General features: G+C 35.7%; 25 protein-coding genes. 5 read left to right on the top strand and 20 right to left on the bottom strand.

What is annotated here, in order from left to right; genetic code table 11:
- A partial coding sequence (locus ACQKOF_RS18800) for a hypothetical protein (protein ID WP_427560270.1) occupies positions 1-628 on the bottom strand: 628 nt, incomplete at its 3' end.
- Between the two features lie 335 nt (positions 629-963).
- Between ACQKOF_RS18800 and ACQKOF_RS18805 the strand changes: the two genes are divergently transcribed.
- Positions 964-1,803, top strand: a complete 840-nt coding sequence (locus ACQKOF_RS18805; RefSeq protein WP_427560273.1) for a YitT family protein — start codon at positions 964-966, stop codon at positions 1,801-1,803.
- A gap of 103 nt (positions 1,804-1,906) precedes the next feature.
- On the opposite strand, the gene ACQKOF_RS18810 is transcribed toward ACQKOF_RS18805, so the two are convergent.
- The 4 genes from ACQKOF_RS18810 to ACQKOF_RS18825 form a co-directional block, all read right to left on the bottom strand.
- Positions 1,907-2,854 carry a D-alanine--D-alanine ligase gene (locus tag ACQKOF_RS18810; protein ID WP_427560275.1) on the bottom strand — a complete coding sequence of 316 codons (948 nt, stop codon included), beginning with the start codon at positions 2,852-2,854 and terminating at the stop codon, positions 1,907-1,909.
- A 4-nt stretch (positions 2,855-2,858) separates the two neighbouring features.
- On the bottom strand, positions 2,859-4,307 hold the full coding sequence (locus ACQKOF_RS18815) for a PLP-dependent aminotransferase family protein (RefSeq protein WP_427560278.1): 1,449 nt from the start codon (positions 4,305-4,307) through the stop codon (positions 2,859-2,861).
- Between the two features lie 144 nt (positions 4,308-4,451).
- Positions 4,452-4,790 (bottom strand): class I SAM-dependent methyltransferase, encoded by a 339-nt coding sequence (locus ACQKOF_RS18820; RefSeq protein ID WP_427560428.1) that lies wholly within the window; start codon positions 4,788-4,790, stop codon positions 4,452-4,454.
- A 29-nt stretch (positions 4,791-4,819) separates the two neighbouring features.
- Positions 4,820-4,999 carry a hypothetical protein gene (locus ACQKOF_RS18825; protein ID WP_427560281.1) on the bottom strand — a complete coding sequence of 60 codons (180 nt, stop codon included), beginning with the start codon at positions 4,997-4,999 and terminating at the stop codon, positions 4,820-4,822.
- A gap of 442 nt (positions 5,000-5,441) precedes the next feature.
- Here ACQKOF_RS18825 and ACQKOF_RS18830 point away from each other — a divergent pair, with 442 nt between their 5' ends.
- Both ACQKOF_RS18830 and ACQKOF_RS18835 read left to right on the top strand, forming a co-directional pair.
- Entirely contained in the window at positions 5,442-6,347 is a 906-nt protein-coding gene (locus ACQKOF_RS18830; RefSeq protein ID WP_427560284.1) for a PucR family transcriptional regulator, read from the top strand.
- Between the two features lie 85 nt (positions 6,348-6,432).
- Positions 6,433-7,530, top strand: coding sequence for an ABC transporter ATP-binding protein (locus ACQKOF_RS18835; RefSeq protein ID WP_427560287.1), 1,098 nt, complete (start codon positions 6,433-6,435; stop codon positions 7,528-7,530).
- A gap of 113 nt (positions 7,531-7,643) precedes the next feature.
- Here ACQKOF_RS18835 and ACQKOF_RS18840 read toward each other — a convergent pair whose 3' ends face one another.
- From ACQKOF_RS18840 to ACQKOF_RS18890, 11 genes are all read right to left on the bottom strand, one after another.
- Positions 7,644-8,519: an ROK family protein gene (locus tag ACQKOF_RS18840; RefSeq protein ID WP_427560290.1), complete on the bottom strand. Its 876-nt coding sequence runs from the start codon at positions 8,517-8,519 to the stop codon at positions 7,644-7,646.
- A gap of 153 nt (positions 8,520-8,672) precedes the next feature.
- On the bottom strand, positions 8,673-9,686 hold the full coding sequence (locus tag ACQKOF_RS18845) for an SIS domain-containing protein (protein WP_427560293.1): 1,014 nt from the start codon (positions 9,684-9,686) through the stop codon (positions 8,673-8,675).
- Between the two features lie 11 nt (positions 9,687-9,697).
- A complete protein-coding gene (gene pfkB, locus ACQKOF_RS18850) occupies positions 9,698-10,636 on the bottom strand; it encodes a 1-phosphofructokinase (RefSeq protein WP_427560296.1) in 939 nt (312 codons plus the stop codon).
- A complete protein-coding gene (locus ACQKOF_RS18855) occupies positions 10,633-11,475 on the bottom strand; it encodes a class II fructose-bisphosphate aldolase (protein ID WP_427560299.1) in 843 nt (280 codons plus the stop codon). The genes pfkB and ACQKOF_RS18855 overlap by 4 nt, the downstream gene beginning before the upstream one ends.
- A gap of 584 nt (positions 11,476-12,059) precedes the next feature.
- Positions 12,060-12,791 carry a GntR family transcriptional regulator gene (locus ACQKOF_RS18860; protein WP_370077300.1) on the bottom strand — a complete coding sequence of 244 codons (732 nt, stop codon included), beginning with the start codon at positions 12,789-12,791 and terminating at the stop codon, positions 12,060-12,062.
- Positions 12,792-12,861: 70 nt separating this feature from the next.
- Positions 12,862-14,040 (bottom strand): N-acetylglucosamine-6-phosphate deacetylase, encoded by a 1,179-nt coding sequence (gene nagA / locus ACQKOF_RS18865; protein WP_427560302.1) that lies wholly within the window; start codon positions 14,038-14,040, stop codon positions 12,862-12,864.
- The gene (locus ACQKOF_RS18870) at positions 14,037-14,702 is read right to left on the bottom strand and encodes a YesL family protein (protein ID WP_427560305.1); all 666 of its coding nucleotides are present in this window, start codon (positions 14,700-14,702) and stop codon (positions 14,037-14,039) included. Before ACQKOF_RS18870 ends, nagA begins: the two co-directional genes overlap by 4 nt.
- A 273-nt stretch (positions 14,703-14,975) precedes the next feature.
- The gene (locus ACQKOF_RS18875) at positions 14,976-16,586 is read right to left on the bottom strand and encodes an extracellular solute-binding protein (RefSeq protein WP_427560431.1); all 1,611 of its coding nucleotides are present in this window, start codon (positions 16,584-16,586) and stop codon (positions 14,976-14,978) included.
- A 24-nt stretch (positions 16,587-16,610) separates the two neighbouring features.
- Positions 16,611-17,489 carry a carbohydrate ABC transporter permease gene (locus ACQKOF_RS18880; protein WP_427560308.1) on the bottom strand — a complete coding sequence of 293 codons (879 nt, stop codon included), beginning with the start codon at positions 17,487-17,489 and terminating at the stop codon, positions 16,611-16,613.
- A gap of 13 nt (positions 17,490-17,502) precedes the next feature.
- Positions 17,503-18,495 carry an ABC transporter permease gene (locus tag ACQKOF_RS18885; protein WP_427560312.1) on the bottom strand — a complete coding sequence of 331 codons (993 nt, stop codon included), beginning with the start codon at positions 18,493-18,495 and terminating at the stop codon, positions 17,503-17,505.
- 18 nt (positions 18,496-18,513) lie between these two features.
- Positions 18,514-19,665 carry a Gfo/Idh/MocA family protein gene (locus tag ACQKOF_RS18890; RefSeq protein ID WP_427560316.1) on the bottom strand — a complete coding sequence of 384 codons (1,152 nt, stop codon included), beginning with the start codon at positions 19,663-19,665 and terminating at the stop codon, positions 18,514-18,516.
- Positions 19,666-20,334: 669 nt separating this feature from the next.
- Between ACQKOF_RS18890 and ACQKOF_RS18895 the strand changes: the two genes are divergently transcribed.
- On the top strand, positions 20,335-21,111 hold the full coding sequence (locus ACQKOF_RS18895) for an ABC transporter ATP-binding protein (protein ID WP_427560319.1): 777 nt from the start codon (positions 20,335-20,337) through the stop codon (positions 21,109-21,111).
- A gap of 2 nt (positions 21,112-21,113) precedes the next feature.
- On the top strand, positions 21,114-22,748 hold the full coding sequence (locus ACQKOF_RS18900; protein WP_427560322.1) for a hypothetical protein: 1,635 nt from the start codon (positions 21,114-21,116) through the stop codon (positions 22,746-22,748).
- A gap of 248 nt (positions 22,749-22,996) precedes the next feature.
- Here the strand turns inward: ACQKOF_RS18900 and ACQKOF_RS18905 are convergent, their stop codons facing one another.
- The 4 genes from ACQKOF_RS18905 to ACQKOF_RS18920 form a co-directional block, all read right to left on the bottom strand.
- Entirely contained in the window at positions 22,997-23,614 is a 618-nt protein-coding gene (locus tag ACQKOF_RS18905; RefSeq protein WP_427560325.1) for an ABC-2 transporter permease, read from the bottom strand.
- A 110-nt stretch (positions 23,615-23,724) separates the two neighbouring features.
- On the bottom strand, positions 23,725-24,102 hold the full coding sequence (locus ACQKOF_RS18910) for a GntR family transcriptional regulator (protein ID WP_427560328.1): 378 nt from the start codon (positions 24,100-24,102) through the stop codon (positions 23,725-23,727).
- A gap of 364 nt (positions 24,103-24,466) precedes the next feature.
- A complete protein-coding gene (locus ACQKOF_RS18915; protein WP_427560331.1) occupies positions 24,467-25,081 on the bottom strand; it encodes an ABC-2 transporter permease in 615 nt (204 codons plus the stop codon).
- A gap of 4 nt (positions 25,082-25,085) precedes the next feature.
- Positions 25,086-25,943 (bottom strand): ABC transporter ATP-binding protein, encoded by an 858-nt coding sequence (locus ACQKOF_RS18920; RefSeq protein WP_427560334.1) that lies wholly within the window; start codon positions 25,941-25,943, stop codon positions 25,086-25,088.
- Positions 25,944-26,168 lie beyond the last annotated feature (225 nt).

Genomic DNA, 26,168 nt, shown 5'->3' on the forward strand with positions numbered 1-26,168 from the left:
TCAACAACCGACCAAGAAAATGTCTTGGTTGGAAAACTGCAAACGAGGCTTTTAATGAGCAATTGTTGCACTTAATTTGACAAATCATCATATCAAAAAATCTAAAAGAAACGGATTGAATCCATTCAATATTGTCTAATTCATTATTGTTTAAAAACATATGTAATACCGTTGAAAATAAGTATGCTTGAACCGTATTACTTAAAAAACTCAAAATTAATAAACTATACCCCACTAACTCTATTCTTTTACTATTTCTAAGAGTAAATACATCCCCAACAATCACTGATTTAACAAATTTCCATAGTAAAATAAAAATTGACATAAAAATCAAAGCAAAGATCATCAAGAGTAAAATTAATACGATTGTTTCACTTTTATCATAAACAAAATTATTCATTATATCTTTATTAAAAAAAACAGTTATTCCATTAATTTTAAAAGAAATGTCAATGTTAGAATCTAAAACTAGTTTACTAATCTTCTCACCAGAGACTGTTAAAGCTACAACGAATAAACCAAAAAGTAATAAGATAAATGAAGAAATGATTACTATAGTAGATATTAATAATACATTTAATATTCTCAAACTCATTTTAATATTACGAATTGCTAACGATTGATCCATAACTGCTTCTAACACCCCTTATTATTTGTTCTTTAAATCTTCCCCAATTATTTCACACCCTAGTTTTGAAAGATTATCTTTTAAATAACTTTAACTTCAAACTTTAAGTTTCGGATATAGTATATATTATAAGCTGATTTCAGTGTGATTCCACATAACTATTTAATAGCAGCTTCATGAACTATTTTTTTCAATTCGACTTTTGCTCTAATTAAGGACATACTAACAATTATAGATATTTATCATAAACGAACATTCCAAAAAGTATATAAAATGTTTAGAACTTGATATAGTATGTATTTAGGAAAAAATCAATTTGTTCTGGTGGTGTATATATGAAGAAGTTCATTATGGATTTTTTAATGATTACGATCGGGGCGCTGCTTTTTGCACTGGCTGTAAACTTATTTGTTATACCTAATGATTTAGGTGAAGGTGGCGTAACAGGTTTAACGATTATCTCCTATTATTTATTTGGATGGTCGCCAAGTATTGTGAGCTTTGCGCTAAACGCAGCTTTATTAGTAGTTGGCTATAAATTTTTAAGTAGGCAAACGACTATTTATACGATTATTGCAGTATCCCTTCATTCACTGTTTTTACATTTAACAGAATCGTGGTCGATTTCTTCAAATGAAATTATTGTGAATGCTATTTTTGGCGGGGTGTTTGCTGGAGTTGGTATAGGCCTAATTATAAGAGTTGGTGGAACAACAGCCGGTTCAACAATCTTAGCTAGAATGACGAACAAATATTTAGGCTGGAGTATTAGTTACGGTTTATTGTTTTTTGATTTAATAGTTGCTTTTTCATCTTACTTTATTATCGGAGCAGAAGCATTAATGCTTACTGTCATTATGCTTTATGTCGGAACAAAGGTGATGGAGTTTGTTATTGAAGGTGTAAACCCGAAAAAGGCCGTTACTATTATTTCGAAAAAGCCAGAAGAGATTGCAAGTCATGTGAATGGTTTTATGAATCGAGGCGTGACGGTCCTATCAGGCCATGGCTATTATACGAAGGAGCAAAAAGAAATTCTGTATATTGTCATTAGTAAACAGGAAGTTGTAAAACTAAAGAAAATCGTCAAAGACATAGACGCGGATGCCTTTATTGCTATTCATGATGTACGAGATGTTTTTGGACATGGATTTATTGAATTATCTAAGGCTTAGTGAGGCTCATCTAAACTGAAAAAACACCTTTTGTTGAAAATGGGGATTATCCCTTTAAAAATCAACATAGAGGTGTTTTTTCTATTGAACATACTTTAGCCCATCATAACGTAGGGTTGATTTCCGTTCCGGCTGGGCGCTTCCCTGGGAGCATCCGATGAGCCAAGGAAATTTCAATAATCCTATCTAAAAGTTTTGTATAAGTAATTCCTGCCGAGGATGCACTTTTTGGGAGTAGGCTGTTTTTTGTCATCCCAGGCAATGTGTTAACCTCCATGACATATGGGATTCCATCCTTGATCATCATATCGATTCTGGCATAAACACTACATTTTAATGCGCTATAGCAGGCTTTTGCGGCTTCAGCAACACGTTCATGTATGGCAGGCGGAAGTTCTACTACCTCCTCTATCGTAGCGGCATCCTCATATTTCGCTTTATAGTCAAAGAACTGCGCTGTATGGCGAATTGAAATAACCGGTAATAGCTCCCCGTCCAAAATGGAGCATGTTATCTCTTCACCCTTTATATATTTTTCAATAATGATTTCTGCATCCCATTTGAATACTTCCGCAACTGCTGTTAGTAAGGCATCCTTATCGTGTACTATTTTTACCCCTACACTGGAACCACCCGAATTAGGTTTTACTACTAACGGATACCCCATTTTGTCTAATTCATCGAACTGAAGCTCATTGATATTCGAAAGATGAAGCCAATCCGGTGTTTCAATGCCCTCATAACGTAGAATTTTTTTCGAAATATTTTTATCCATACAAATACTGCTTGAAAGTATACCACTACCTGTATATGGAACGCCCATAGTTTCTAGTACACCTTGAATCGTGCCATCCTCTCCAAACTTGCCATGTAGTGCTAATAAAGCAATATCGATATTTCTCACCTTTTCAATAAGCTCTGCCTTGTCATTTACTTTAATAGCTACCGCTTCGTATTTACTCTTATCTAAATGAGTGATCATTTCTTCCCCTGTCATAATAGAGACTTGCTTTTCTGAGGAAACGCCCCCCATAATAACGCCAACTTTCATATGTTCAACTCCCCATTTCATTTTTCAAAGTATCACCAATAATCTTAATACCACGGACAATATCCTCTTCTTTGAGCCGAGAAAATCCTAATCGAAAGGTGTTACTACCTTCGTCATTGCTGTAAAAAACGTCACCAGGATAAAAGACGACTCCTTTTTGATAGCACTTTTCCAATAGTGTACGAGCACTCATTCCTTTTTCTAGCTCAATAAAGAGATGAAGTCCACCATCTCCTGTCATTCTTTTAAAAGGAATGTATTGATAGCAGGCTTGACGTGCTAGCTCATATTTTTTCTTATATACGAACTTGGCCTTTTTTAAATATTTTTCAAAATAACCATCCTGTAAATATTGATAAAGTACTGCCTGATCTAATGTCGATGTATGAATTGTACGGGCTCTTTTCATACTTTCCAAACAGTGGATGAGTTCCTTATCTGCTAATATCCACCCAACACGTAATCCCGGAAAAAGAATTTTGGAAAAGCTACTAATATAGATAACATTGTTACCCGCTCCAATAAAGGTCATTAACGGTGCTAAATGTGAGCCTGAATAACGTAATTCCTCATTAAAGCCATCCTCCACAATCGGAATTTGATATTGTGAAAAAAGCCTAATAATTTCAGCTCTTTTTTCAGAGGATGTAACAATACCTGTCGGATTATGATAGGACGGGATTAAGTAGGCAAAATCAAATTCCTTTTCCGATAAGCTTTTCTCAACTTGTTCAATATCGATACCGTCATCCTTCATGTCGATTCCGTGGATATCAAATCCATGTAAGCGAAAAAGCTTCAATGCCGCATGATGAGTTGGATTTTCGCAAATGACACGCCCAGATTTTTTTGCTAAGGAAGATAATAAAATATCCAATCCCTCGGTAAAGCCATTCGTAATCAAAATATCCTTGTTGGAGATATCTACACCTTTCACTTCCATATAGTGAAGAAGGTACTCGATTAAAGGTTTATAACCCTTTGCGTATCCGTAATTCAAAACGACATCTCCTTCAAGGGACATCCGGGTCAGAAAGGCTCTTTTAAAATTTTCAACATCAAAAAGCTTTTCTTCGGGGGCAACACTATTGAAGGAAATCATCCCTTTTTCCCAGTGAATATCTTGCTTCCTTAAATCTAATTCATCAGCCAACAAGGTAACGTTATTCAGCCTCTCCTTCCAATTAAATTCGACAGTGGAAGCTTTCAACGTTTCGACTTTCCCTACAAAATTCCCTTTTCCTTTCTCTGCATAGATCATGCCCTCTTGCTCTAAATCTGCATATGCATTCAGTACCGTATTTCTACTGATCGATAATAATTTACTAAGTTCACGGGTAGATGGAAGCTTCTGATGCTCCAGCAAGTGTCCCTTCATAATCATTTCTTTTAAATAATCTTTTAATTGAATATAAACCGGACGATTACCTATAAGCTTAAAATCATTAAACACTTCCTTGACCCCCTTGCTTTATTTTTGCATAACTGTATCCGTCTCAAAAGGTCCACAGTATAGGGATTTTCCCTTCCTTGTGGTATGGTTTTCTAGCTCGAAAAAATGCAATCCTTCAAAATGAAGAATTGCACCTATAATAGGCTAATTATAATTGAGGATTAAAACTTCTTCATCTGAGATGGCAGAACCACCATATGCACCATGTTCCTCAAATGAGCATAAAGCGAAGTAACCATTAGGCTTTAATAATTTGTGAATCAATTCAATATACGTCACACGACGATGAGGGGCTATGTGGTAAAAACAGCCTGAATCATAAATAAAATCAAAGCTCTCTTCTTGTAGATTCAGTTCAAAAATATTAGCACAAATGAAATCTACATTTACGTTTGCTTCATCAACCCTTTTTTGTGCCCATTGTAATGCATGATCCGATATATCAACACCAACAACTGAACAGCCTTGCTTTGCTAAGTAAATGGCATTTCATCCTGCGCCACAACCTAACTCTAAAACTCTATTTGGCCAAATCCCTTTTCAAAATTGCTTACTAGATTTTTATCAGGTTTATTAACAAAAAAAGGTACCTTTTTAAATGTTTGATCATACAATCCATCCCAAAAATTTTGCGGTTCACGTAATAAATTATCTAATACAACTAGCAATTGTTCATTTGATTTGATTAGCATTTTACGCCTCCATTTTGCATCTGTCCAAAAACTAAATATTCTATCTCTTCATTATATGGGATACCCCTCCAAGAATGTTATCAATCTTTCTTCCGAATATAGATAACATCTCTCCTTCTATTAGTTTTGACACTTCCTAATGTTCATTGAAATACAAAATGTTACACTGAAATGGCTAGTATATCTCGTGCTGCTTATTGTAAATGGCTACACTGTACGTCAACAACAAAAAAAGAACATTCCCAAAAAAGGACTAAACGGCTTAAGCCCATTGGAATACAGCGCTCAAACCGCTTAAAATGTTTTTATTATTTCCACTGTCCGCTTGTAAGGGAGCAGTTCATATTTGGTTACAGAATATTATAGGAAAGAGTATCACCGTAAAGGTTTTTGAACACTCGTTGTACGTCTAATGGTTATAGTAAAAGGAAGGAGTTATCTAATGAACTTAAATCTCAAAGCATTGTTTTCTACTTACCGTCATTATCGAACAAAGCCAACTGAGTTAATGTATGACTTTTATTATTTCTACCATCAACAAGCAAATGAATGGTTTTCTGTTTCAAAGCAAGAGGTTTCACAGCGTGACTACCACTGGCTCACTGTTTTTTATACTGAGATTACTTCTACAATATCTCAACCATCAGAAATTTGGTATGAATTTTTATATTTGAACGGTGACATACCATCTAAGCTATCATATAGCAAAGCCCGCGTTATTCAGCTAATCTTTTTAAATGATAATCCTCCTGCTGAAGAATTAAAAGAAGCTGTTTTGAATTTTTTCCAGCAAGATACGGTAGTACTTCAGGTTGCCACAAATTGCTTTCTATTAATTGAGGCTATGGATAGTTCGATTAATAAAAAGGAAGATTTCATTGCACTTATTCGCACAATTGAAACAGATTTTTTCGTTCAAATTCATTTGTATCAAGGCGAAGCTTATGAAATAAATAAGCAATTCCCAAGTAAGTTCCAACGGGAAGCTCAATGGTTCGAGGAATGCTTACATTATAAAAATGCTGAACAGTTTTATTCATTTGAAACGATATTCCCTATTTTATTAACGCAACAAATGCCTGCTTCCATATTGAAATTTATAGAAGAACAAATTTTAATACCTTTGCAGTCTGATAGGGAGTTGCTTGATACAGTCAAGACATTTTACGAATGTGGTTTAAATATTTCTTTGACATCAAAGAAACTACATATTCATCGTAATACGCTTAATTACCGTTTAGCAAAATTTCAAGAAACAACAAATATTTCTACAAAAAATCTAGACGGCGCTATACTCGTCTATATTGCTAGCTTTCTTCGATCAAAATTACAAAATGCACAAAAATAATAACTGAAAATTATGCATTTTAAACATTTAGTTTTCCCCCGCACTTTTTATACACTTAAAAAAACGAACAAAGGGGCTTACAAACATGGAAAAAATCATACTTAAAAATATTATTAAAACATATGATGGCGGTGTAACAGCTGTATCTGACTTTAATTTAGCGATTCAAGATCGGGAGTTTATTGCACTTGTTGGGCCTTCCGGTTGTGGGAAATCGACAACATTACGAATGATTGCCGGCTTAGAGGAAATTTCGTCTGGTGATTTTTTAATAGATGGCAAGAAAATGAACAATGTACCTTCTAAGGATCGAGATATTGCGATGGTTTTCCAAAACTATGCACTATATCCACATATGACAGTATATGATAATATGGCATTTGGCTTAAAGCTTCGCAAGTTTTCTAAGCAGGAAATAAAAGAGCGTGTCCACAATGCAGCTGCAATTCTCGATTTAGAAAAGTATTTAGATCGCAAGCCGAAAGCTCTATCAGGTGGGCAGAGGCAACGTGTAGCACTTGGTCGAGCAATCGTCCGCGATGCAAATATTTTCTTAATGGACGAGCCTCTGTCCAATTTAGATGCAAAGCTTCGCGTACAAATGCGCGCTGAAATTACAAAGCTTCACCAACGATTAAAAACGACTACTATTTATGTAACACACGATCAGACAGAAGCGATGACAATGGCAACTCGTCTCGTTGTAATGAAGGATGGTATAGTTCAACAAATCGGGACACCTGAAGAAGTATATGGAACACCAGAGAACAAATTTGTTGGCGGCTTTATCGGCTCACCATCAATGAACTTCTTTAAAGGAATATTCCAAGGAAATGGGATTCAGATTGATGATATTACGCTAACTATTCCAACAGAAAAAAGTAAATTATTAAAAGAACGAGGTTATTTACAAAAAGAGCTGTTTCTTGGCATCCGACCAGAGCATATTTATGAAAAATCTTCTGTAATTCCCGAACCGTTCTTTACAGCAGTTGAGGCGAATATTGAAGTATCAGAATTAACAGGTGCTGAGCTGATGTTACATACGCAATTAAATGGTCAGCCTTATATCGCGCGAGTGAATTCCGATACAAAAATTACACAAGGTCAGGTCGCAAATCTACTATTTGACATGTCACGTGTTCATTTTTTTGACTTAGAAACAGAGAAACGCATTCGTTAAGGTTAAAGTTTAAAAATCCGCTTCCCTTCCTGCGGAAATTTTACCTTCGTATCCTTTAAAATTATTAATAGAAAAAGGCAGCAAACAAACGCTCATTTGTTTACTGCCTTTTGTTATTTTATCGCTGCTCCGTAAAGACCCGCTTCACCTTTATGAATGCTGCTTTCAATGATTTGTTCTTTCCCTGCAAAAGGTGTCCCTACAAAACGCTGCTGAATCGCTTCTTTAATATAGTCAATGATTTTAAGATGATGATTAAAAAAGCCTCCCCCTAAAACGATACAATGTGGATCAAGCAGTAAAATCATTTGCTGCAACTGTTTCTCTACGGATTGGACTAATGGCTCCAAAATCTTATCGACGATAGAATTCCCATTGTAATAAAGTTCCATAATATCCTTCAATAATATCTCAGAATCACCGAGTAGCTCTCTTCCTAATTTTTCGATGGCTGGCCCAGCTACACTTTCTTCTAATGTAGTTCCGTCATTATCGACAATACTATAGCCAATTTCACCAGCTAATCCGGTTCCCCTTAAAAATTCACCATTGACAACCGTACAGCAAGAAATACCGGTACTTAATGTAACATATACCATTGTTTCTTTGGAGAACTCTCTAGCTCGATATTCTCCCCATGTTGCTATATACACATCGTTGTCCATTTTAATATGAGCATATGGGAACACTTCAGTTAAACGCGCACAAATCGGAAAGTTCCCCCAAGGTATATTATTTTGATAAACCGCGATACCTTTTTCAATATCAACGATACCAGGCACACCAATACATACCTTTGAAATTTCATTAAAGGTAACTTCCTTTTCTGCACATAGCTGTGCAAAGCTATCAAGCAGACAAGCAAATAATGCTTCTCGATTTGTTTTATCACTAGCCACTTCTTTTGTGCTCAACAATTGCTGATTTATATCGAATAAAGCCGCTGCTAATTTTGTTCCACCTACGTCTGCTACTAAAATGTAACTCATCTTTTCACCACCGATTTCCTTATCCTGAATTAACTACCAGTAGTGCCCTATTGATTCGGGACAACAGGACGTTAATTACACAGTAACTTTTACCTCTTTATTATTAAATGGAGGATGAAGAAGTCCTCACTGAGTGAAGTGTTCCATTTTTATTTAAAGGCTTACGACTTGCGTTAAATTACGCGGTTTATCTGGGTCATAGCCTTTGAATATTGCACGTTGATACGCTAACAATTGGAAATACGGAACTACTTCAACAAGGCGATTCAAGTCATCTATTTCTTCTGAAAGTCTAATGATTAAATCTGCTTCCAAGTCTGCTGAAGCTATACCAATTACACCAACAAAACCACCAAGTTTTTGAATATCCTTTATTAACGCCTGATCAAAGTCCTTCGTTTCGTTTTGTGTAAATAAAATAACGACAGTCTTTTTATCTACAATAGAAATTGGACCGTGGCGGAATTCTAAATTCGAATAGCTTTCACATTCTGTTTGTGTCATTTCCTTTAGCTTTAATGTTGCTTCTTTAGCTAATCCGTTATAAGCACCTGACCCTAAAAAGATAAAGCGCTTTTTCGTTAAATCCTCTGTCACCTGCTTTAACTGCTCCCCATTGCCTAATGCTGTTGTAACAAGTGCAGGGATTTTTTCTAATTGGTTCATCAATTCAACACGTTGACTAATCTTTGCCGCGTATAGTTGAAGCGCATATAACATATTAGAAAATGATTGCGTCATTACAACACTTTTTTCTGAAATATCGTTTAAGGCAATCACTTCATCTGCTACTTCAGCCATTGGTGTATCACCATTACACGTAACTGCCATTGTACGTATATTCTCTGCTCCGTTCAAATGCTCTAATGCCATAATAATTTCAGAAGTTGTTCCTGAGCGTGAAATACCGATAATATTATACTTTTTATTTGATAGAATATGGGTATCCGTGTGTAAAAATAACTCAGATGCTGGGACTGCTACTGCTACTTCTCCTGTAGCCGATTGGTAATAACGTGCAGCTGCAATTGCTAAATAAAATGATGTCCCACATCCTGTGAAAAGAACTATGTCTACAGCATCTTCATTGAATGTAAGCGACTGAACAAACTCTTTTGTTTTAACTAATTGTTGAGCTTGTTTCATAATTTCATTATATGTGTGCATCAGTAAAACCCCTATCTCTCTTTAATTTTAGTTATTTGTAGCTCTTTTATAAGGCTTTCAACAGTCTCCTTTTGTACCCTTCCAATTTCTTTTTCGCCCGCATTTGCCGAGCCACATGCAACAGCCCATTTATATGCCTCTATATAGTCAGCACCTAGTGAAAGTTTATAAACAAGTCCTCCTAAAAAGGCATCACCGCTACCAACTGTATTTACAACATTAATCCTCGGTGCATTTATTTGGTATACCCCTGAAGGATTTACGAATAAAGCACCTTTCTCGCCCGATGAAAAACAAACATGCTCAATCCCTAATTCTTGTAGTTTTTTACCAGCTTGAATTAAGTCATTCTGTGCAACTACTTGCTTTCCTATCAATTGGACAACTTCATCCTCATTAGGTTTAATGACAAAGGGTATTGCCTCTACACCTTGCATCAAGGCTTCTCCGCTCGTATCGAGAGCAACCCGAACACCTTTTTGTTTTAATAATCGAATAATCATTGCATAAGCAGCTATCGGTACACCCTTAGGTAGACTTCCTGAGAGCACGAAATATTCAGAACTCTCCGCTTGGGTTTCAATCCAATTCAGCATTTCTTGCCATTCATGCTGATGAATCGTTGGCCCGTCTTCTAAAAGCTCGGTCATTTCCTTCGTTTGCTTATTTGAAACGGTTAGACAAATTCGACTTTCGCCCTCTATTTGAATAAACCCTGTTTGCATTTTCTCTTCCTTTAAAAGTGCCTTTATTTTTTCCCCATTTAGTCCACCAACGAAACCACCAATGAACACTTCACCACCCAGCGTTTGAATGACGCGTGCAACATTAATGCCTTTTCCTCCACCTTGCTGCAACTTCTGCAATACACGATTTGTCTCACCAAGCATTAAAGAATTCATTTCATATACTTGATCAATGGCAGCATTTAAAGTTATCGTCGTAATCATTTTTGTAGCATCACAATCTTTTGCTCTACTAACTCAATTAGTGCCTCTCGTGCAGGAAGAAAATACTTTCTTGGATCATTTTCAGTCGGATTTTCTATAAAGAAGGCTCTTAATTGCTCGGCAAATAAATCTTTTAGCTCTGTTGAAAAATTCACTTTTGCAATACCGCAATTTAAAGATTTACGTACGCTTTCTTCTGGTACACCTGATGCACCATGCATTACTAACGGCACATTTGTAGCACGATGAATTTCCTGCAGTAGTTCGAATTGTAGCTGTGGTTCTTGCTTATACTTACCGTGTGCTGTGCCAAAAGCTGGCGCGAACGATTGGATACCTGTTTCATTCACAAAGCGTTCAGCTAGTTTAGGATCAGTGAAAAAGGCATTTTTCTCGTCAACCGTTACATCATCTTCTACACCACCAATTGTTCCAAGCTCTGCTTCGACAGGCACATGAATCGCACTTGCAGCATCTACAACTTTTTTCACAAGATTAATATTTTCCTCAAAAGGTAATGTAGAACCATCAATCATCACCGACGTATAGCCTGCTCGTAAACATTCCATTACAACTTTATATGACTCACCGTGATCCAAATGTAGGGCTACTGGTACTTTTGCTTGTTCAGCAGCTGTTTTAACAAGCGCAATCATATAATGCATTTCTACATATTTATAAGTGCTTGAAGTCGTTTGTAAAATAACAGGTGCACCAACTTTCTCTGCCCCTGCAATAACCGCTTTAATAATTTCCAAATTATGCGCCCCGAAAGCACCAATTGCATAATTATTTCTATAAGCGTCTTCTAACATTTCTTTCGTCGTCACTAATGGCATAATCGAGTTCCTCCCTCAATGGGTTGTTGGTATAATTTATAGTATAAAAATTCAGATAATTGATGTGACATTGTTAAAAAACAATTATGAACTCACCGACAAAACAAATGGGTTGATTTCCGTTCTGACTGAGCACTTTCCAAGGGCGTCCAATTAGCCTTTTAAGCCAAAAGGATGTTGGTCACGAAGGCGTTATCACAGGACACGAATACTTTTAGCCTTCGTTCCTCTATAAGTTTGTTACAGGATCATCTCTGTGATTGCCAAGGGGTCGCTCAGTCTTGCACTCAAATCAAACACTACACTTAGCATGTATCTTCTAGCATGATACTTCATTTATTAAACGATAAACGGAACTCTTCACGTTTGTGTAAAAGCGTAATACTTACGTAGCATCCAAGACAAATGTTTTTTCTGTGCGAAAGCGAAGTGTCAGAAGTAACGTAAGCGGAGAAAGAGCTCGACCCTCAGCGAGTAGTCAGAGAAACAGAAATCACCCACATTTAAAATGCCAGCATTCACAAAGATTACCTTGGCCATTTTGTTCTTTAACACTATGAAACTCATAGAGAGTAACTATGAGTTTAGTTTAGTTCTGTATAAAACCTGCAGCGATCACCTCTTACTATTGAAATGCAAAATTCGACTGGCTTTCCTGAAGTATCAAATGCAGTACGTTCTAGTAATAAAGCGGGTTTTCCTGCCTCCGTTTTCAACAAATGCGCCTCATCTCTACTAATGAGAACAGGTTCGAAAGCTTCTTTTGCCCTCACAACGATAATGTCAAAACGTTGCGCTAATAGGCTATACAAGGAGGAAGAACTAACCTCATGCAATATTTCACTATCCTTGATGATACTTTTAGGTAAAAATGATGATTCTAAAACAATTGGTTCATTATCTGCAAAACGTAAGCGCTTCATTTCAATGACTTGTTCATCTTCTCCTAATTCAAGACTGTGTCTTACCTTTGTTGAAGGGAATACTTCCTGAATTTCAAGCACTTCATCTCTTGGATTTAGACCTTTTTCTTGAAGCACACGACTAAAACTATAAAAACCACCAAGCGATTGTTCAAACCTTGGCTTCGCAACAAAAGTGCCTTTCCCTTGAATACGGTATAGTTTGCCTTCTTGTACTAATTCTTCGATTGCTTTCTTTGCAGTATTTCGACTGACGCGAAACATCTCCATCAATTGATTTTCAGAATCAATTTTATCCTCTGGCTTCCACTCACCCGATTGAATCTTAGCAGATAATCTTTGTTTCAATTGATGATATAGCGGGATTACACTAGCTTGATCTAACGGTTTCATCTTCTACTCATCCTTCTCCTAGGTTTTGTTATCAATATATCATCTAATCAAAAAGATGCCTATCGATATATCAATTCTTTTCAAAGGCAAGATTCCCTAAACAAAAGGTTTTCTCTATTTCTCCCTCAGCATTAAGCCAAACAACATCTGCATCTTTCCCTACAGCGAGAGAGCCTTTACGATTGGAAACTCCTAAATGGATTGCTTGATTTAGAGAAACAAGACGAACTTGTTCGATTAGTGAAAGTGCCAGCCACTCTTCTATGTTTTTTCTTGCTGTATTCATATTCAACACACTTCCTGCTAAGGAGCCTGTTTTACGTTGAATACAGCGATTATCAAACACTTCTACTTCTTCGCTACCTAATGTATAAATACCGTCTGGCATTCCCTTTGCACGCATACCATCAGTAATGACAAGCATGCGATTCAAACCTTTCATTTTACGAATCATCAACAGCAAATCTTTATGAAAATGTATATTATCTGGAATCAGTTCAACATAGACATCATCTTCTAATAGCACTGCCCCCACAACACCTGGATCGCGATGATGAATGCCTCTCATTCCATTAAATAGATGGGTTGCATGTGTAATACCTTCTCTTATGGCACGGATAGTCATATCATAGTTAGCGTCGGAGTGACCAATAGATGCAATCACATCTTTACTTTTCAATGCCCGAAGTAAATCAAAATTCACATCTTCCTCTGGTGCAAATGTGACCAGGCGAATTAATTGATCTGACTTGTCATATAAATCATTAAATTGCCTAGCATTTGGTTTTAAGATTGATTCCTCTGGCTGCGCTCCCTTTTTTGAGCGATTGATAAATGGACCTTCTAGGTGAATTCCTAACATTTCAGCTACCGCAGTAGGCTGTTCTTTGTTATAAAACGCAAGTGCTTCGATAGCAGCTTCAATTTCTGACATAGGGCTTGTCGTCGTTGTTGCTAAAAAGGCTGTTACACCTTCGCTTGCTAAATATTTTGCGATTATTGCATAATTAGCAGAGGCGCCATCCATAAAGTCATGCCCTAGAGCACCATGTACATGTATATCAATCATCCCGGGGATAATATAGCCTTGTTGCTGACAATTAATAATATTGTCAGCCGATATCAATGGGGGGCAATTATTCATTTGATCAATTACTGTAATTTTCCCGTCTACCATTTGTAAAAAACCATTCGCTAAAATGCCATCTTCCATCACAATATTGGCATGAATGATCCATGTCTTGTTCATGAAGTCACCCCTTCATTGGGATAATGTTCTGCTTTTATTTGTGCTTCAGCTTCCGTTTTCTTTGTGAAAATATGCGATGACATCCAAGATAAAAATAAAGCTGTTAAACTAACGCCGAAAAACGGCAATAATCCTGGAATCCAACTAAAAATGCGATACAATACGGCAATCCCTACAATAGAGCCAATCATTTGAAGTGGATATGCTACGCTAAATAATATCGAAACAGCAAAGTAACGGATGGGGGGTAGCTCATAATGAGCGTAAATTTGAAAAATATTCAATACCATAATGCAAAATAGAATACTAATCGTCACAAATAAGGTAAGCAATAGTAAACCTGTCATCCCATGAAACGATGAAATTATTTGGAAATTAATTGTTAAAAAGTAGCCGATACCTAAAATGATAATGCCTATTTTATTTGATGAAATAAACTCTATTTTATATGTCTTCCAATATGTTTTGATAAGTAGTTTTAAATCGTCCTCCCCTTGCAACCTTTTACGTAATGTTGTAAACATCGCAACAGTTGCGGGAGTAATTCCGAATAAAACAAGTCCAAGTAAGGTTAAGCCAATCCACATTAACTGTAACACTGCTAACAATGTTATTAACTCAACTGTCCAGTATAATTTCCCTTTCCATCCTTCAAATTTCATTTACTTTGCCTCCCTACAATAGAAATCCATGCACGGCTAAATTCGCCGCGCATGTCTCATTCTTCTCCCGCATTAACTGGCAGTAAGGCATCCGCATCAAAAGAATGAGTAATCCAAAACGGATAAATTGAAGCTCAACTGCCAGTAAATGTCCAATTAGTTCGAGACAATAGGTTGTTGGTCACACAAGCGTTTTCATAGGAAGTGAGTGTTTTAGCTTGTGTTCTTTTATCATTCAATGGGGTGACACCGACTGTATGAAGTTACACTTTATTATTTTGTTCGGTCATATGCTGCTTGAGCTACTTCCATATATTTCTCTAAGCCCATCTTCTCAATTGTTTTCTTATAGTCATCCCATTTGTCGAAGCTTGTCTTACCTGTAATAAAGCTTGCTGTCATCTCATCCACATATGTTTGAATGTCTGTTAAAATAGCTGACACTTGATCATTTTCCTCTAATGTGAAGTTCAAACCTGGAATAATGTCTTCATCTTTCAATGCATATGGCATTACTTGCTTAGCATTGTTAATTGAATTTTCTTTAGCTTCTGCCCCTTGGAAATATTTTTGTGTAACGATTCCAGGGTAGTAACCACCAGGCCATGTTAGGTAGTCACTTATTGCTTGATCTAAGTTCTTACCATTAGGGTTGTTGGTAATGTTATCTACATACTTTACATTACCCGCCGCATCTTCCTCGTATGTTACACCCTTAAAGCCCATGAAGAACATTTTTGTTCCCTCATCACCATATAAATGGTCAATCCACCGTACCATCGCTTCAGGGTTTTTCGCTTTATCTGTTAAAACAAACATTCCTAAATTACCAAGACCGTTAGACATCGCTGTATATTGACGATCTCCATTAGGGCCTTCTAATACATGCGCACCTACATAACCATCTAATTTGAACAATTCTTTCGGATCTACTTCACTTAGCATACCGAAAGTCCCTTTACCTGCTTCTGCCGCGAATTTTTGAGGCTCTGTTGTGAATACATCTTTATTGATTAAATCCTCGCTATATAATTTGTTTAAAAATTCAATCAATTGTTTGTATTCGTCTGTCGTTGGAACGAAGCGGAAATCTTCAGTTCCCTCTTTAAAGTCTAAGTTCGGGTTCATCGTTCCTTGTTTGTTCAAGCCAAATGAACCTCTTAAATAATCAATAATTTGCTTAATTCCATAGCCAGTTCCCCAGCCTTGCTCGTCCTGCTGACCGTTACCGTTCGGGTCGTTTTCTTTAAATGCTTTAAGTACTTTATATAAGTCTTCTGTCGATTCAGGTGATTTTAAGCCTAGTTTATCTAGCCATTGCTGATTGATCCATGGTGCTCCTACACGAAGCGATTCAAACTTTGGATCATAGATTGTAGGGAAACCATAAATATTTCCATCTGCCATCGTAATACCTTGCTTTACAGTCGGGTATTCTTCTAAAAGCTTTTTGAAATTCGGTGCATATTTATCAATATAATCATTTAATGGTATGAATACGCCTTGCTGACCATACTTGATTAAATCAGTTCTTGAGAATGCCGATGCAAAGAAAATTTCAGGATAGTTCCCTGCTGCTAAAAGTAAGTTCTTTTTATCTGCTAATACTTCTGTTTGAACTGTTGTCCAATTAATATGGATGTTAGACATTTTTTCGTATTCTTCCCATAGCATTAAGCTACTCCAATCTTGTGAAGCAAAAAACTTAGCTGCAAATCCATCTACTTCAATTTTTTCTTTAACAATGGGCATCCCCGTAGCATTCACATTGTCGGCGTTGCCGCTTGTATCTGCTTTATTTTCTTTATTATCTGAACAAGCTCCTAAAATACTAGCTGCTAACATCATAGTTGCTATCAAACCATATACACGTTTCTTTTTCATCGCCATTTACATCGCTCCTATTCTTTAACCTTTTAACGAACCAATCATGACACCTTTTACAAAATATCTTTGTAAGAACGGATAAAGCATTAGCATTGGTAGGTTGGCAACGATTAAAACAGCATATTTCAACCCTTCAACGCTAAGTTTTTGAGCTAGAAAGCTTTCTGAAGTTGCTTGAATCATATCATCGGCTTGTCCTTGAATTAAAATTTGTCTAAGTATAAGTTGGAGTGGAAACTTGCTTTGGTCCTGCAAATAAATTAAAGCTTGAAAATACGAATTCCAATGTCCTACTGCATAAAATAAAACCATTACAGCCATAACAGGGAATGATAGCGGCAGTACAATACTCCATAAAATTCGAATGTTTCCTGCTCCATCAATCATTGCGGATTCCTCTAATTCATGAGGAATCGATTGGAAGAATGTCCGCATAATAATAATGTTCCATACAGCAACAGCATTCGGAATAATCATGACCCAAAATGTATTAATCATGCCTAAGTCACGGATTAATAAGTATGTTGGTATTAACCCTCCGCTGAAAAACATCGTGAATACCATAAATGCCATAATGAAACCTTTACCTTTCAAATCTCTACGTGAAAGAGGGTAGGCTGCACAAATTGTCATCACAATATTCAATACTGTTCCGAAAAATGTGTACTTCAATGTATTGATAAATCCATTAACAATATCTGGATTTTGAAATACCTTTTTGTATGCTTCGACAGTAAATTCCCTCGGCCATAACCACATATCACCTGAGATAACATACTGCGGATTACTTAATGAAGCACTTAATACAAAAAGCAATGGGTAAAGAACGATAATCGCAACAATTGCTAAGAAAATATAATTAAAGATTGTAAACGCTCGATCGCCTTTCGATTCTTTCAATTTCACCACTCCCTTACCATAGGCTTGTATCACTTACTTTTTTCGCTATTCGGTTTACCATAATGAGAAGGATAAAGTTAATGATAGAGTTGAATAAACCTACAGCCGCTGAAAAGCTATACTGTGCTTCTAAAATCCCGCTTCGATATACAAAGGTTGAAATGACGTCCGAAGTCACCATATTTAGATCATTTTGCAATAAAAATACTTTCTCAAACCCAATTGCCATAACTGATCCTACGTTCAAGATAAATAAGATAACGATTGTTGGCATAATCGCTGGGATGTTAATATGAATAATTCTCTGGAATTTTGATGCCCCATCCATCATTGCTGCTTCGTGCTGCGCTGGATCAACCGCCGATAAAGCTGCAATATATATAATGGAACTCCATCCCATTGTTTGCCATACGTCTGATAGTACATAGATTGACTTAAACCATGCTGGCTCCGAAATAAAATCAATCGGCGTACCACCAAACAACGTGATAACTTGGTTAATCATCCCGTCTGACTTTAAGAAAAGTAACAACATACCGACTACAACTACTGTTGATAGAAAATGTGGTGCATAAACAATTGTCTGTATAAACTTTTTAAAACGAAGACTTTTCACTTCATTTAACAGTAATGCAATAATAATCGGTACAGGGAAAGATACTAGTAGCGTAAATACACCAATACCTACTGTATTTTTAATTAATCTCCAAAAATAATAACTATCAAAGAAGCGTTCAAAATGCTTAAAACCTACCCATGGGCTACCAGTAATCCCCTTTGTAGCAATAAAGTCTTTAAAGGCAATTTGCAAACCGTATAATGGATAGTAATGGAAAATCAAAAAGTAAAGGATGACAGGGGCTAGTAATAAATAAAGCTCCCAATTTTTTCTGATAGACTTCTTCCACTCTATCCAGTGATTCTTCTTTACTTTTGATTGCTTTTTGAACAAACGCTTTGTTTTAGATGGCTTTTCTTCAACAGTTGTTTCATCCAAAAGCGTCATACATACACCCCCTATTTATCAATGCTGTAGAATAGTAGATTCCTGTGAAATTTCAACAACCCTTCCCCCATTACGGAGTGATTCCGTTGCTGCACAGCCAACTGCTACGCTCATACGACCAGCAAATGGGGTTGTTAAAGGCTCTTTATTGTAAAGTATTAGCTCTACGAAATCTTGCGCAATTTTAGGATCTGCTCCCCCATGGCTTCCTTCCTCGGGTTTCATTTCATAAACAACATCACTAAGCTCTTCCCAGGAATTAGATTTACGCGTTTTCAAATAAATTTTATTGTTCACATCATCATTTTCGATGCGCCCTTTCGTACCGATAAATGTATAATTTCGTGAATAATCTGGGGTGAAGTGACATTGTAAATAGGAAGCTTTTATGCCACCCTCTAATTCCATAATGAGCATGTTATTATCCTCTACATCAATTTCTTCACGGAACGCACATTCCGTGAATGTATGTGGGACATATTCTGGACATGTTTTTTTCTGGTCACATGTCGGACATGTTAACGTATTTGGTTTATCTCCACCGTAATAATCTAAGCTACCAAATGCAGATACTTTCGTCGCATGTTTTCCAGAAATCCAATGAATCACATCTAAATCATGCGAGCCTTTTTGCAGTAGCAGGGATGTTGTATTTTTGGAGTTACCGTGCCAATCATGATAATAGAAATAACCACCAAAGCCAACAAAGTGGCGGACCCATATGGCTTTTAATTCTCCAATAGCACCTGAATCGATTAAGCCTTTCATCGTTTGATACATACCCATATATCGCATATTAAAACCGACCATTAGATGCTTCCCTGATTTTTTCCATGTATCTAAAATTCGATCACAGCCCTCCACTGTAATCGCTAAAGGTTTTTCAGCATATACGTGCTTTCCTGCTTCTAAACAAGTAATAATATGCTCTTCATGTAAATAATCCGGTGATAAAACTGCAATAGCATCAATATCGTCTCTTGTTAGTAATTCCTTATAATCCTTCGTTAAAAATAAAGGTGTTTCAAATTTTTCTTGAAATTTATCTAAACGTTCTTGAGAAATATCAGCTAAAGCAACAATTTCTGATTCTCCATCAGGCTTATGCCAGTATTGAGCTAAACCTCCCCTTAATCCAGCTCCAATTACTCCAATGCGTACTTTCTTCATTGATTTTCCCCCTCTAAAAATCCTGCATTCAATTGTATTACGTAAACGTTTACATTTGATACTGATTTTAAAATTCATCCACAACAACACAACTACATGTCAACACGTTGTAGGTACAAGTTAGATTGAAATAGTATAGTGAATATTCCAAAAATTACGCTGAAATAAATATATAATTCTAACCATAAATATGTCAATACCCCAAATTTAATCATATTATATAATTTTTTTGCTATTAATCTCTTCGGGAAAAGTTGACTCATCTGACAATACAGAAGATTCAATATATCTCTAAAAGCTCAACCCTCTCAGTAAAAAAGATATAATTTCCTTGCAATAAACCAAAATTTCCAACTTATAATGGTAATCTTTAGATTATAAATAGAACAACAGGAATATTACCCCATTTATTATATATTACATTATATTTATGGATATTTTCTCTAAATCAATTACACTAAACATAAGATAAAGTGAACTTTAATCGGAGGGGGATTTTCTTCATCCTCCACCGATTATTAGTCTTTATCAATCAGGCTTTTACGGGCAGTTAATCTTTTATATACCTTCTTTCTTTCGCTAAATTTTGAAGGGGGGCTTGTACCTTTCGCTTTCGGTACAGATAAATTACTGCCCGTTCATGCGGGATCAACAGAAAGGAGTTGCAACATGGAAGAAATCTTAACGATTACGAATTTGACGAAGAGTTATGGTAGTAAGGAAATATTAAAAGGAATTGACTTGCACGTCTCAAGAGGAGAAATAATTGGTTATATCGGCCCGAACGGCGCAGGTAAAAGTACCACTGTCAAAATCATTTTAGGGATCGAAGGCGATTATAGTGGAGAAATTAAGCTTTTCGGAGAGAATATTGGAATAGACAGCATTGAATATAGACGGAGAATTGGCTATGTACCAGAAATAGCAGATGTTTATGATAATTTAACTGGTTATGAGTATTTAACCTTCATCGGCCAGCTTTATGGCCTTGAGTTAGAGATTGCTGCGGATAAATCAAAATCCTTAATGGAATTGTTTGGTGTTGGAGAAGCGTATCATGCAAGAATATCTTCTTATTCAAAAGGGATGCGGCAAAAGCTATTAATTATCGCTAGCCTTATACATAATCCCGATTTGTTATTTTTAGATGAACCGATCAATGGATTAGATGCTAATAGTGTGATGATCTTTAAAGAGATTTTGATTCAACTGGCTGCCCAAGGAAAAACAATATTCTATTCCTCTCATATTATGGATGTTGTCGAAAAAATCAGTAGTCGCATCATCCTGCTGAATGATGGGAAAATTGCTGCCGATGGGACATTTGCCCAACTACAGGCAGACAATACCGAAGGGACTCTGGAAAGGATTTTCAACCAATTGACTGGCTTCCATGATCATCAGGAAATTGGTGAGAAATTCGTTTCTATTGTACAAGAGGTATGATCATGAAAGATTTCAAAACGCTTCAACTACTTGATAAGATTCAATTTGTTTTTGTGAAAATGGGCATCGATTACGAGATCATGAGAAAGATCCTCCATATTAAACTAACAATGGATGAGCGTAAAGTACCGACAATATTTAACCAAGCATCAAATAAAAACAAGAAAGAGCAAAAATATGGCTACATCAAATCTTTATGGATTTATGTTTTAATGGGACTTATGTTAGTTCCTTTTATGGGATTTGGTCAAAACTATCTTTTCCAGATGAGTATTGCTTATGCAATGATTATTTTTATCATCATGACAACATTGATTTCTGATTTTTCTTCGGTACTTTTGGATGTACGGGACAGAAGTATCCTATCGACTAAGCCTATCTCTGCTAAAACGATCAATGCGGCGAAATTTATGCATATTTTCATCTACTTAACGTATTTAACTATTGCATTTACCGTCATCCCCCTTATGGTGGGTCTATATAACCAAGGATTTATATTCTTTATTTTAACTGTGCTCTTACTAGTTTTAATTAATATTTTTATAGTTGTTTTAACCGCTATTTTATATATTACTATTTTAAGATTCTTTGATGGAGAAAAGCTGAAAGATATCATCAATTATGTACAAATCGGCTTATCATTAATGTTGATGATTGGCTATCAAGTTCTTATTAGGTCCTTTGAATTCGTTAATTTTGATATGGTGGTAGTGTTTCATTGGTGGAGTATTTTTCTAATTCCTATGTGGTTTTCTGCTCCTTATGAACTACTGCTAAACGGTGACACCTCTTTATTTACAGTGGTATTCAGTATATTTGCTGTCGTCATGCCAATCATCTCGATATGGCTTTATCTAAAGCTGATTCCAACCTTTGAACGTAATCTGCAAAAACTGTTAAACACAAGCAAGTCGAAAAAAGAGAAGAACAATCGACTTAAAACGCTTTTGTTAACAATCATTTGTAGAACTAATGAAGAAAGAGCTTTCTACCGTTTCGCCTCTCTTATGATGAAACAGGAGCGAGAGTTTAAACTGAAAGTATATCCATCTTTAGGATTTTCTTTTGTCATTCCATTTATTTTTATGTTTACTTTTTCAAGGTCCGAAGCTGTTGACTACTCCGTTAGCATGGGCTATTTAAATATTTATTTCAGCATGCTAATTATTCCGTCAGCTGTGCTTATGCTTGGACATTCAGGAAAATATAAAGCGGCTTGGATCTATAAAGTCTTTCCAATCAAAGATTATACAAACTTGAAAAAAGGTAGCTTAAAAGCATTTTTGATTAAGTTGTATATTCCATTGTATATTTTTCTAAGCATCATTTTCTGCTTCATTTTTGGTACGAGAATTATCCCAGACTTGCTGATTGTTTTAGTAACAAGCTGCATGTACACCGTCATTTGTTACATCGGCATGGGAAGCAAGATTCCTTTCACAAAGCCCTATAATGAAGTTGGCGATGCCCAGAGCTGGAAAACTCTTATATTGCTTATCCCATTAGGTGCTCTAGCGGGACTGCATTACTTCCTTACTTCTCATACTACTTATGGGGCAATCATTTACTTAATCGTGCTTGTCATCACGAATTTCGTTCTATGGAAGCTTGCTTTTAAGCGTACGAAAACGGCTTGAGCCTAAGCTCAAGCCGTTTTATTATTATCCGTGACATCCGCCGGAGGCTTTAGGCCAACACGAAGTTGGTCACTCAGTCGTTGCCACAGGACGTGGCGTTTTTAGACTGAGTTCCTCTATTTCAGCCGATGTTTAGACACCCGCTGAAAAAGTAACTTAAACCAGCATTCATCTCACCACCTATAGAGGTGGGAGACTTCTGTAGCTGACGCTTTGCTTTCGCTACAAAAGAGATCTGCTGAAAGAAGTTAAAAGGCTTTTCTCTCATATATACGAATAGATAGTAGCCACGAACCAATATATAATATAACGATTGTAAGGATAGCTACGAAATACATTTGTGTTTCTTGTAAAGCCAAGAATCTCTGCGTTAATTCTCCTAATTTACTATTGAAATTAGGAATAAAAAATTTAATTGTTAACATATAGATACCAAATAAAGCACCTGAAGCAATCAATAAATATTGCGTTTTAAATTTATAGGAAAATGGAAACATGAATGACATAGCGATCATAACAAGACCAATAATAAGCAGCATTTCTTTCCATATAAACAATGCCTCTTTTCCATTTAAGAAGAAATCGCCAATATAAATGATGAATATAAATATTGTTGTAAATATCAATGAACCTATATATTTTGAAGTGACAATTTCCTTTCTCGTATATGGTAGAGAATTGAGCAGAATATTAGCGTTGTCTTTTTCATCGTAAGCGAAAGCATTTAGTATAAATATTACACTATAAAGAAATCCCAAAAATATTAGGGAGGATATACCTGCCAATAAGTAGATTATTATAGTAGCAATGTAAAATAAATTTACTTTCTTTTGTATTAAAACATCCTTAAGTATAAGGTTAATCATATAATTACCATCCTTTTTTCGTATCATACATACTATCTTTGAGCGTAGGCTTTTTCACAATAACCGTATCTCCAAATATATTCGCCACACGAATTTAGCTGCTGTCTCCTTCACTCATCCTCCGAATACAATAATGTGAGCATTTCTTTGAGCTCTGCTAAGCCAATGTTCATTTCTTTAGCATTTTGAATGGCAATCAACAGGTTTTCTTCGATTACCTTTATTTTTCTTTCTCTCATCATTTCCTTATTTTGTTCGGAGATAAACGAACCTTTGCCAACAATAGAATAAATAAATCCGTTTTTCTCTAGCTCTTCATAAGCGCGTTTTGTTGTAATAACGCTAATTTCTAAATCCTTTGCAAGCTGGCGCATAGATGGCAATGACTGACCTTCTTGTAATTCACCTGATAAAATTAGTTTTTTAATTTGAATATAAATTTGCTCATAAATCGGCTCTTTTGAGCTGTTTGAAATAATAATTTGCATGCAAATACCTCTTCTTTATTTTTATGTGATCAGCACAGATGACGTTGGTTATTCCGTTAGCATGAGCCATTTTTTCTTTAACACGCTAATTATTCGTCAGTTGTACTTATGATTGGACATTCCGGGGAAATAAAAGCAATTTAGATTTATAATGTCTTTCCACATAAAGATTACATTGTCTATTGTTTAGTGTATAATTTTCTTCCTTACGAAAATTATCTCAGGTTTATTGAATATGTTGACATTTGTTATATCGGCATCGGAAGCCAAGGTCGGCGATACTCAGATTTTATTATATGGGACCTTGTGTTTAAGCGTACTTAAACAGCTTGAGCCAACATCAACGGGCTCAAGCTGTTTTATTTCAAAAAGCCTTTCTCGTATATATACGAATAGATAGTAGCCACGATCCAACATATAAAATAATGATTGTAAGGATAGCTACGAAATACATTTGAGTTTCTTGTAAAGTCAGGAACTTTTGTATCGGTTCTCTTAATGTATCATTAAGACTAGGGAATAAATATTTAATGGTTACCATATATATACCAAATAAAGTACCTGAAGCAATCATTAAAGATTGTGTTTTAAATTTATAACAGATTGGAAGTATGAATGACATAGCGACCATAACAAGACCGATAATTATCAATATATCTTTCCATAAAAACAATGTCTCTTTTCCATTTAAGAAGAAATTACCTAAATAAGTAATGATTATAATTAGTGATGTATATATCAATGAACCTATATATCTCGAACTAACAATTTCCTTTCTCGTATATGGAAGTGAATTAAGTAAAATATTAGCGTTATCTTTTTCATCGTAAGAAAAAGACATGGTAATAAACACCAAACTATATAAGAATCCTATACGCACTAGGGACACATCTATTAATAAATAAAGAATAATAGTAGCAATGTAAAATAAAATCATTTTCTTTTGTATTAAAATATCCTTAAGTATTAGATTAACCATCCCATTACCACCCTTTTTTCGTATAGTACATAATATCTTCAAGCGTTGGTTTTTCCACAATAACAGAATCCCCAAATATGTTCTCCACACGATTTTTATCCGCTGTTAATGCCTCAAAGCCTGTGTTCATTTTTCGGATTGCGACAAACTCTCGTTCCGTTTCCTGATCCAATAAATTCAATGCCCCTTTGACAATGGCATATTCCTCTTCAATCTTATAAAATTCCTTCGTGAATATATGTTCACCATTATGAACAAAGGTAATATAATCCGCAATTCGGTCTAAATCTGTTGTTATATGTGTCGAGAAGAAAATTGTTTTATCTTCATCTTGCATTAATTCATGTAGAATATTTAGTAGCTCTCTACGAAATATCGGATCGAGCCCCGCAGTTGGCTCATCCATAATAATTAATTCTGCATGGTGAGCTAGCGCTATGGCTAATGAAGCTTTCATCTTCATTCCCTTTGAAAAGGTCTTCATATTTTTGTTCAATGGTAGTTCAAAATGATCAACATAACGTTGAAAGGCGTCATCATCCCAGTTTTTATAGGCTGGTTTAATAATCCTTTTCATATCCTTTAACGTTACATATTCATAAAAGACATTTTCATCATAGACAAACCCAATACGTTCCTTTATTTCTTTTTCATGCTTCTTATAATCCATCCCAAACACTGAAACAGTACCACTATCCTGCTGTAGCAAGTTCATAATCAATTTGATTGTTGTAGATTTCCCTGCACCATTTCCCCCGATAAATCCGGTTACGAAGCCCTTTTTTACGTTAATAGAGAAATCCTTTATCTGAAATCCCTTAAAAGATTTATGAACATGCTGTAATTCAATGACATTTTCCATCTTTCACCCTCCGTATGCAATAATGTAAGTATTTCCTTGAGCTCTTTAAGGCAAATACTCCTTTTTGAAATATTGTATATATACTTTATATACAATATATACACAACAGACATATTTTGCAAGTAATAAATTATTATTGAAAACAAAAAACGAAAACATGAGATTGTTAAATCACAATCTCATGTTCTCTGTTTTTAATTATTTAGTTGATAATACTGCCAATTA

The sequence above is a fragment of the Lysinibacillus sp. NPDC093190 genome (genome assembly GCF_050280425.1).
Classification (GTDB): Bacteria; Bacillota; Bacilli; order Bacillales_A; family Planococcaceae; genus Lysinibacillus.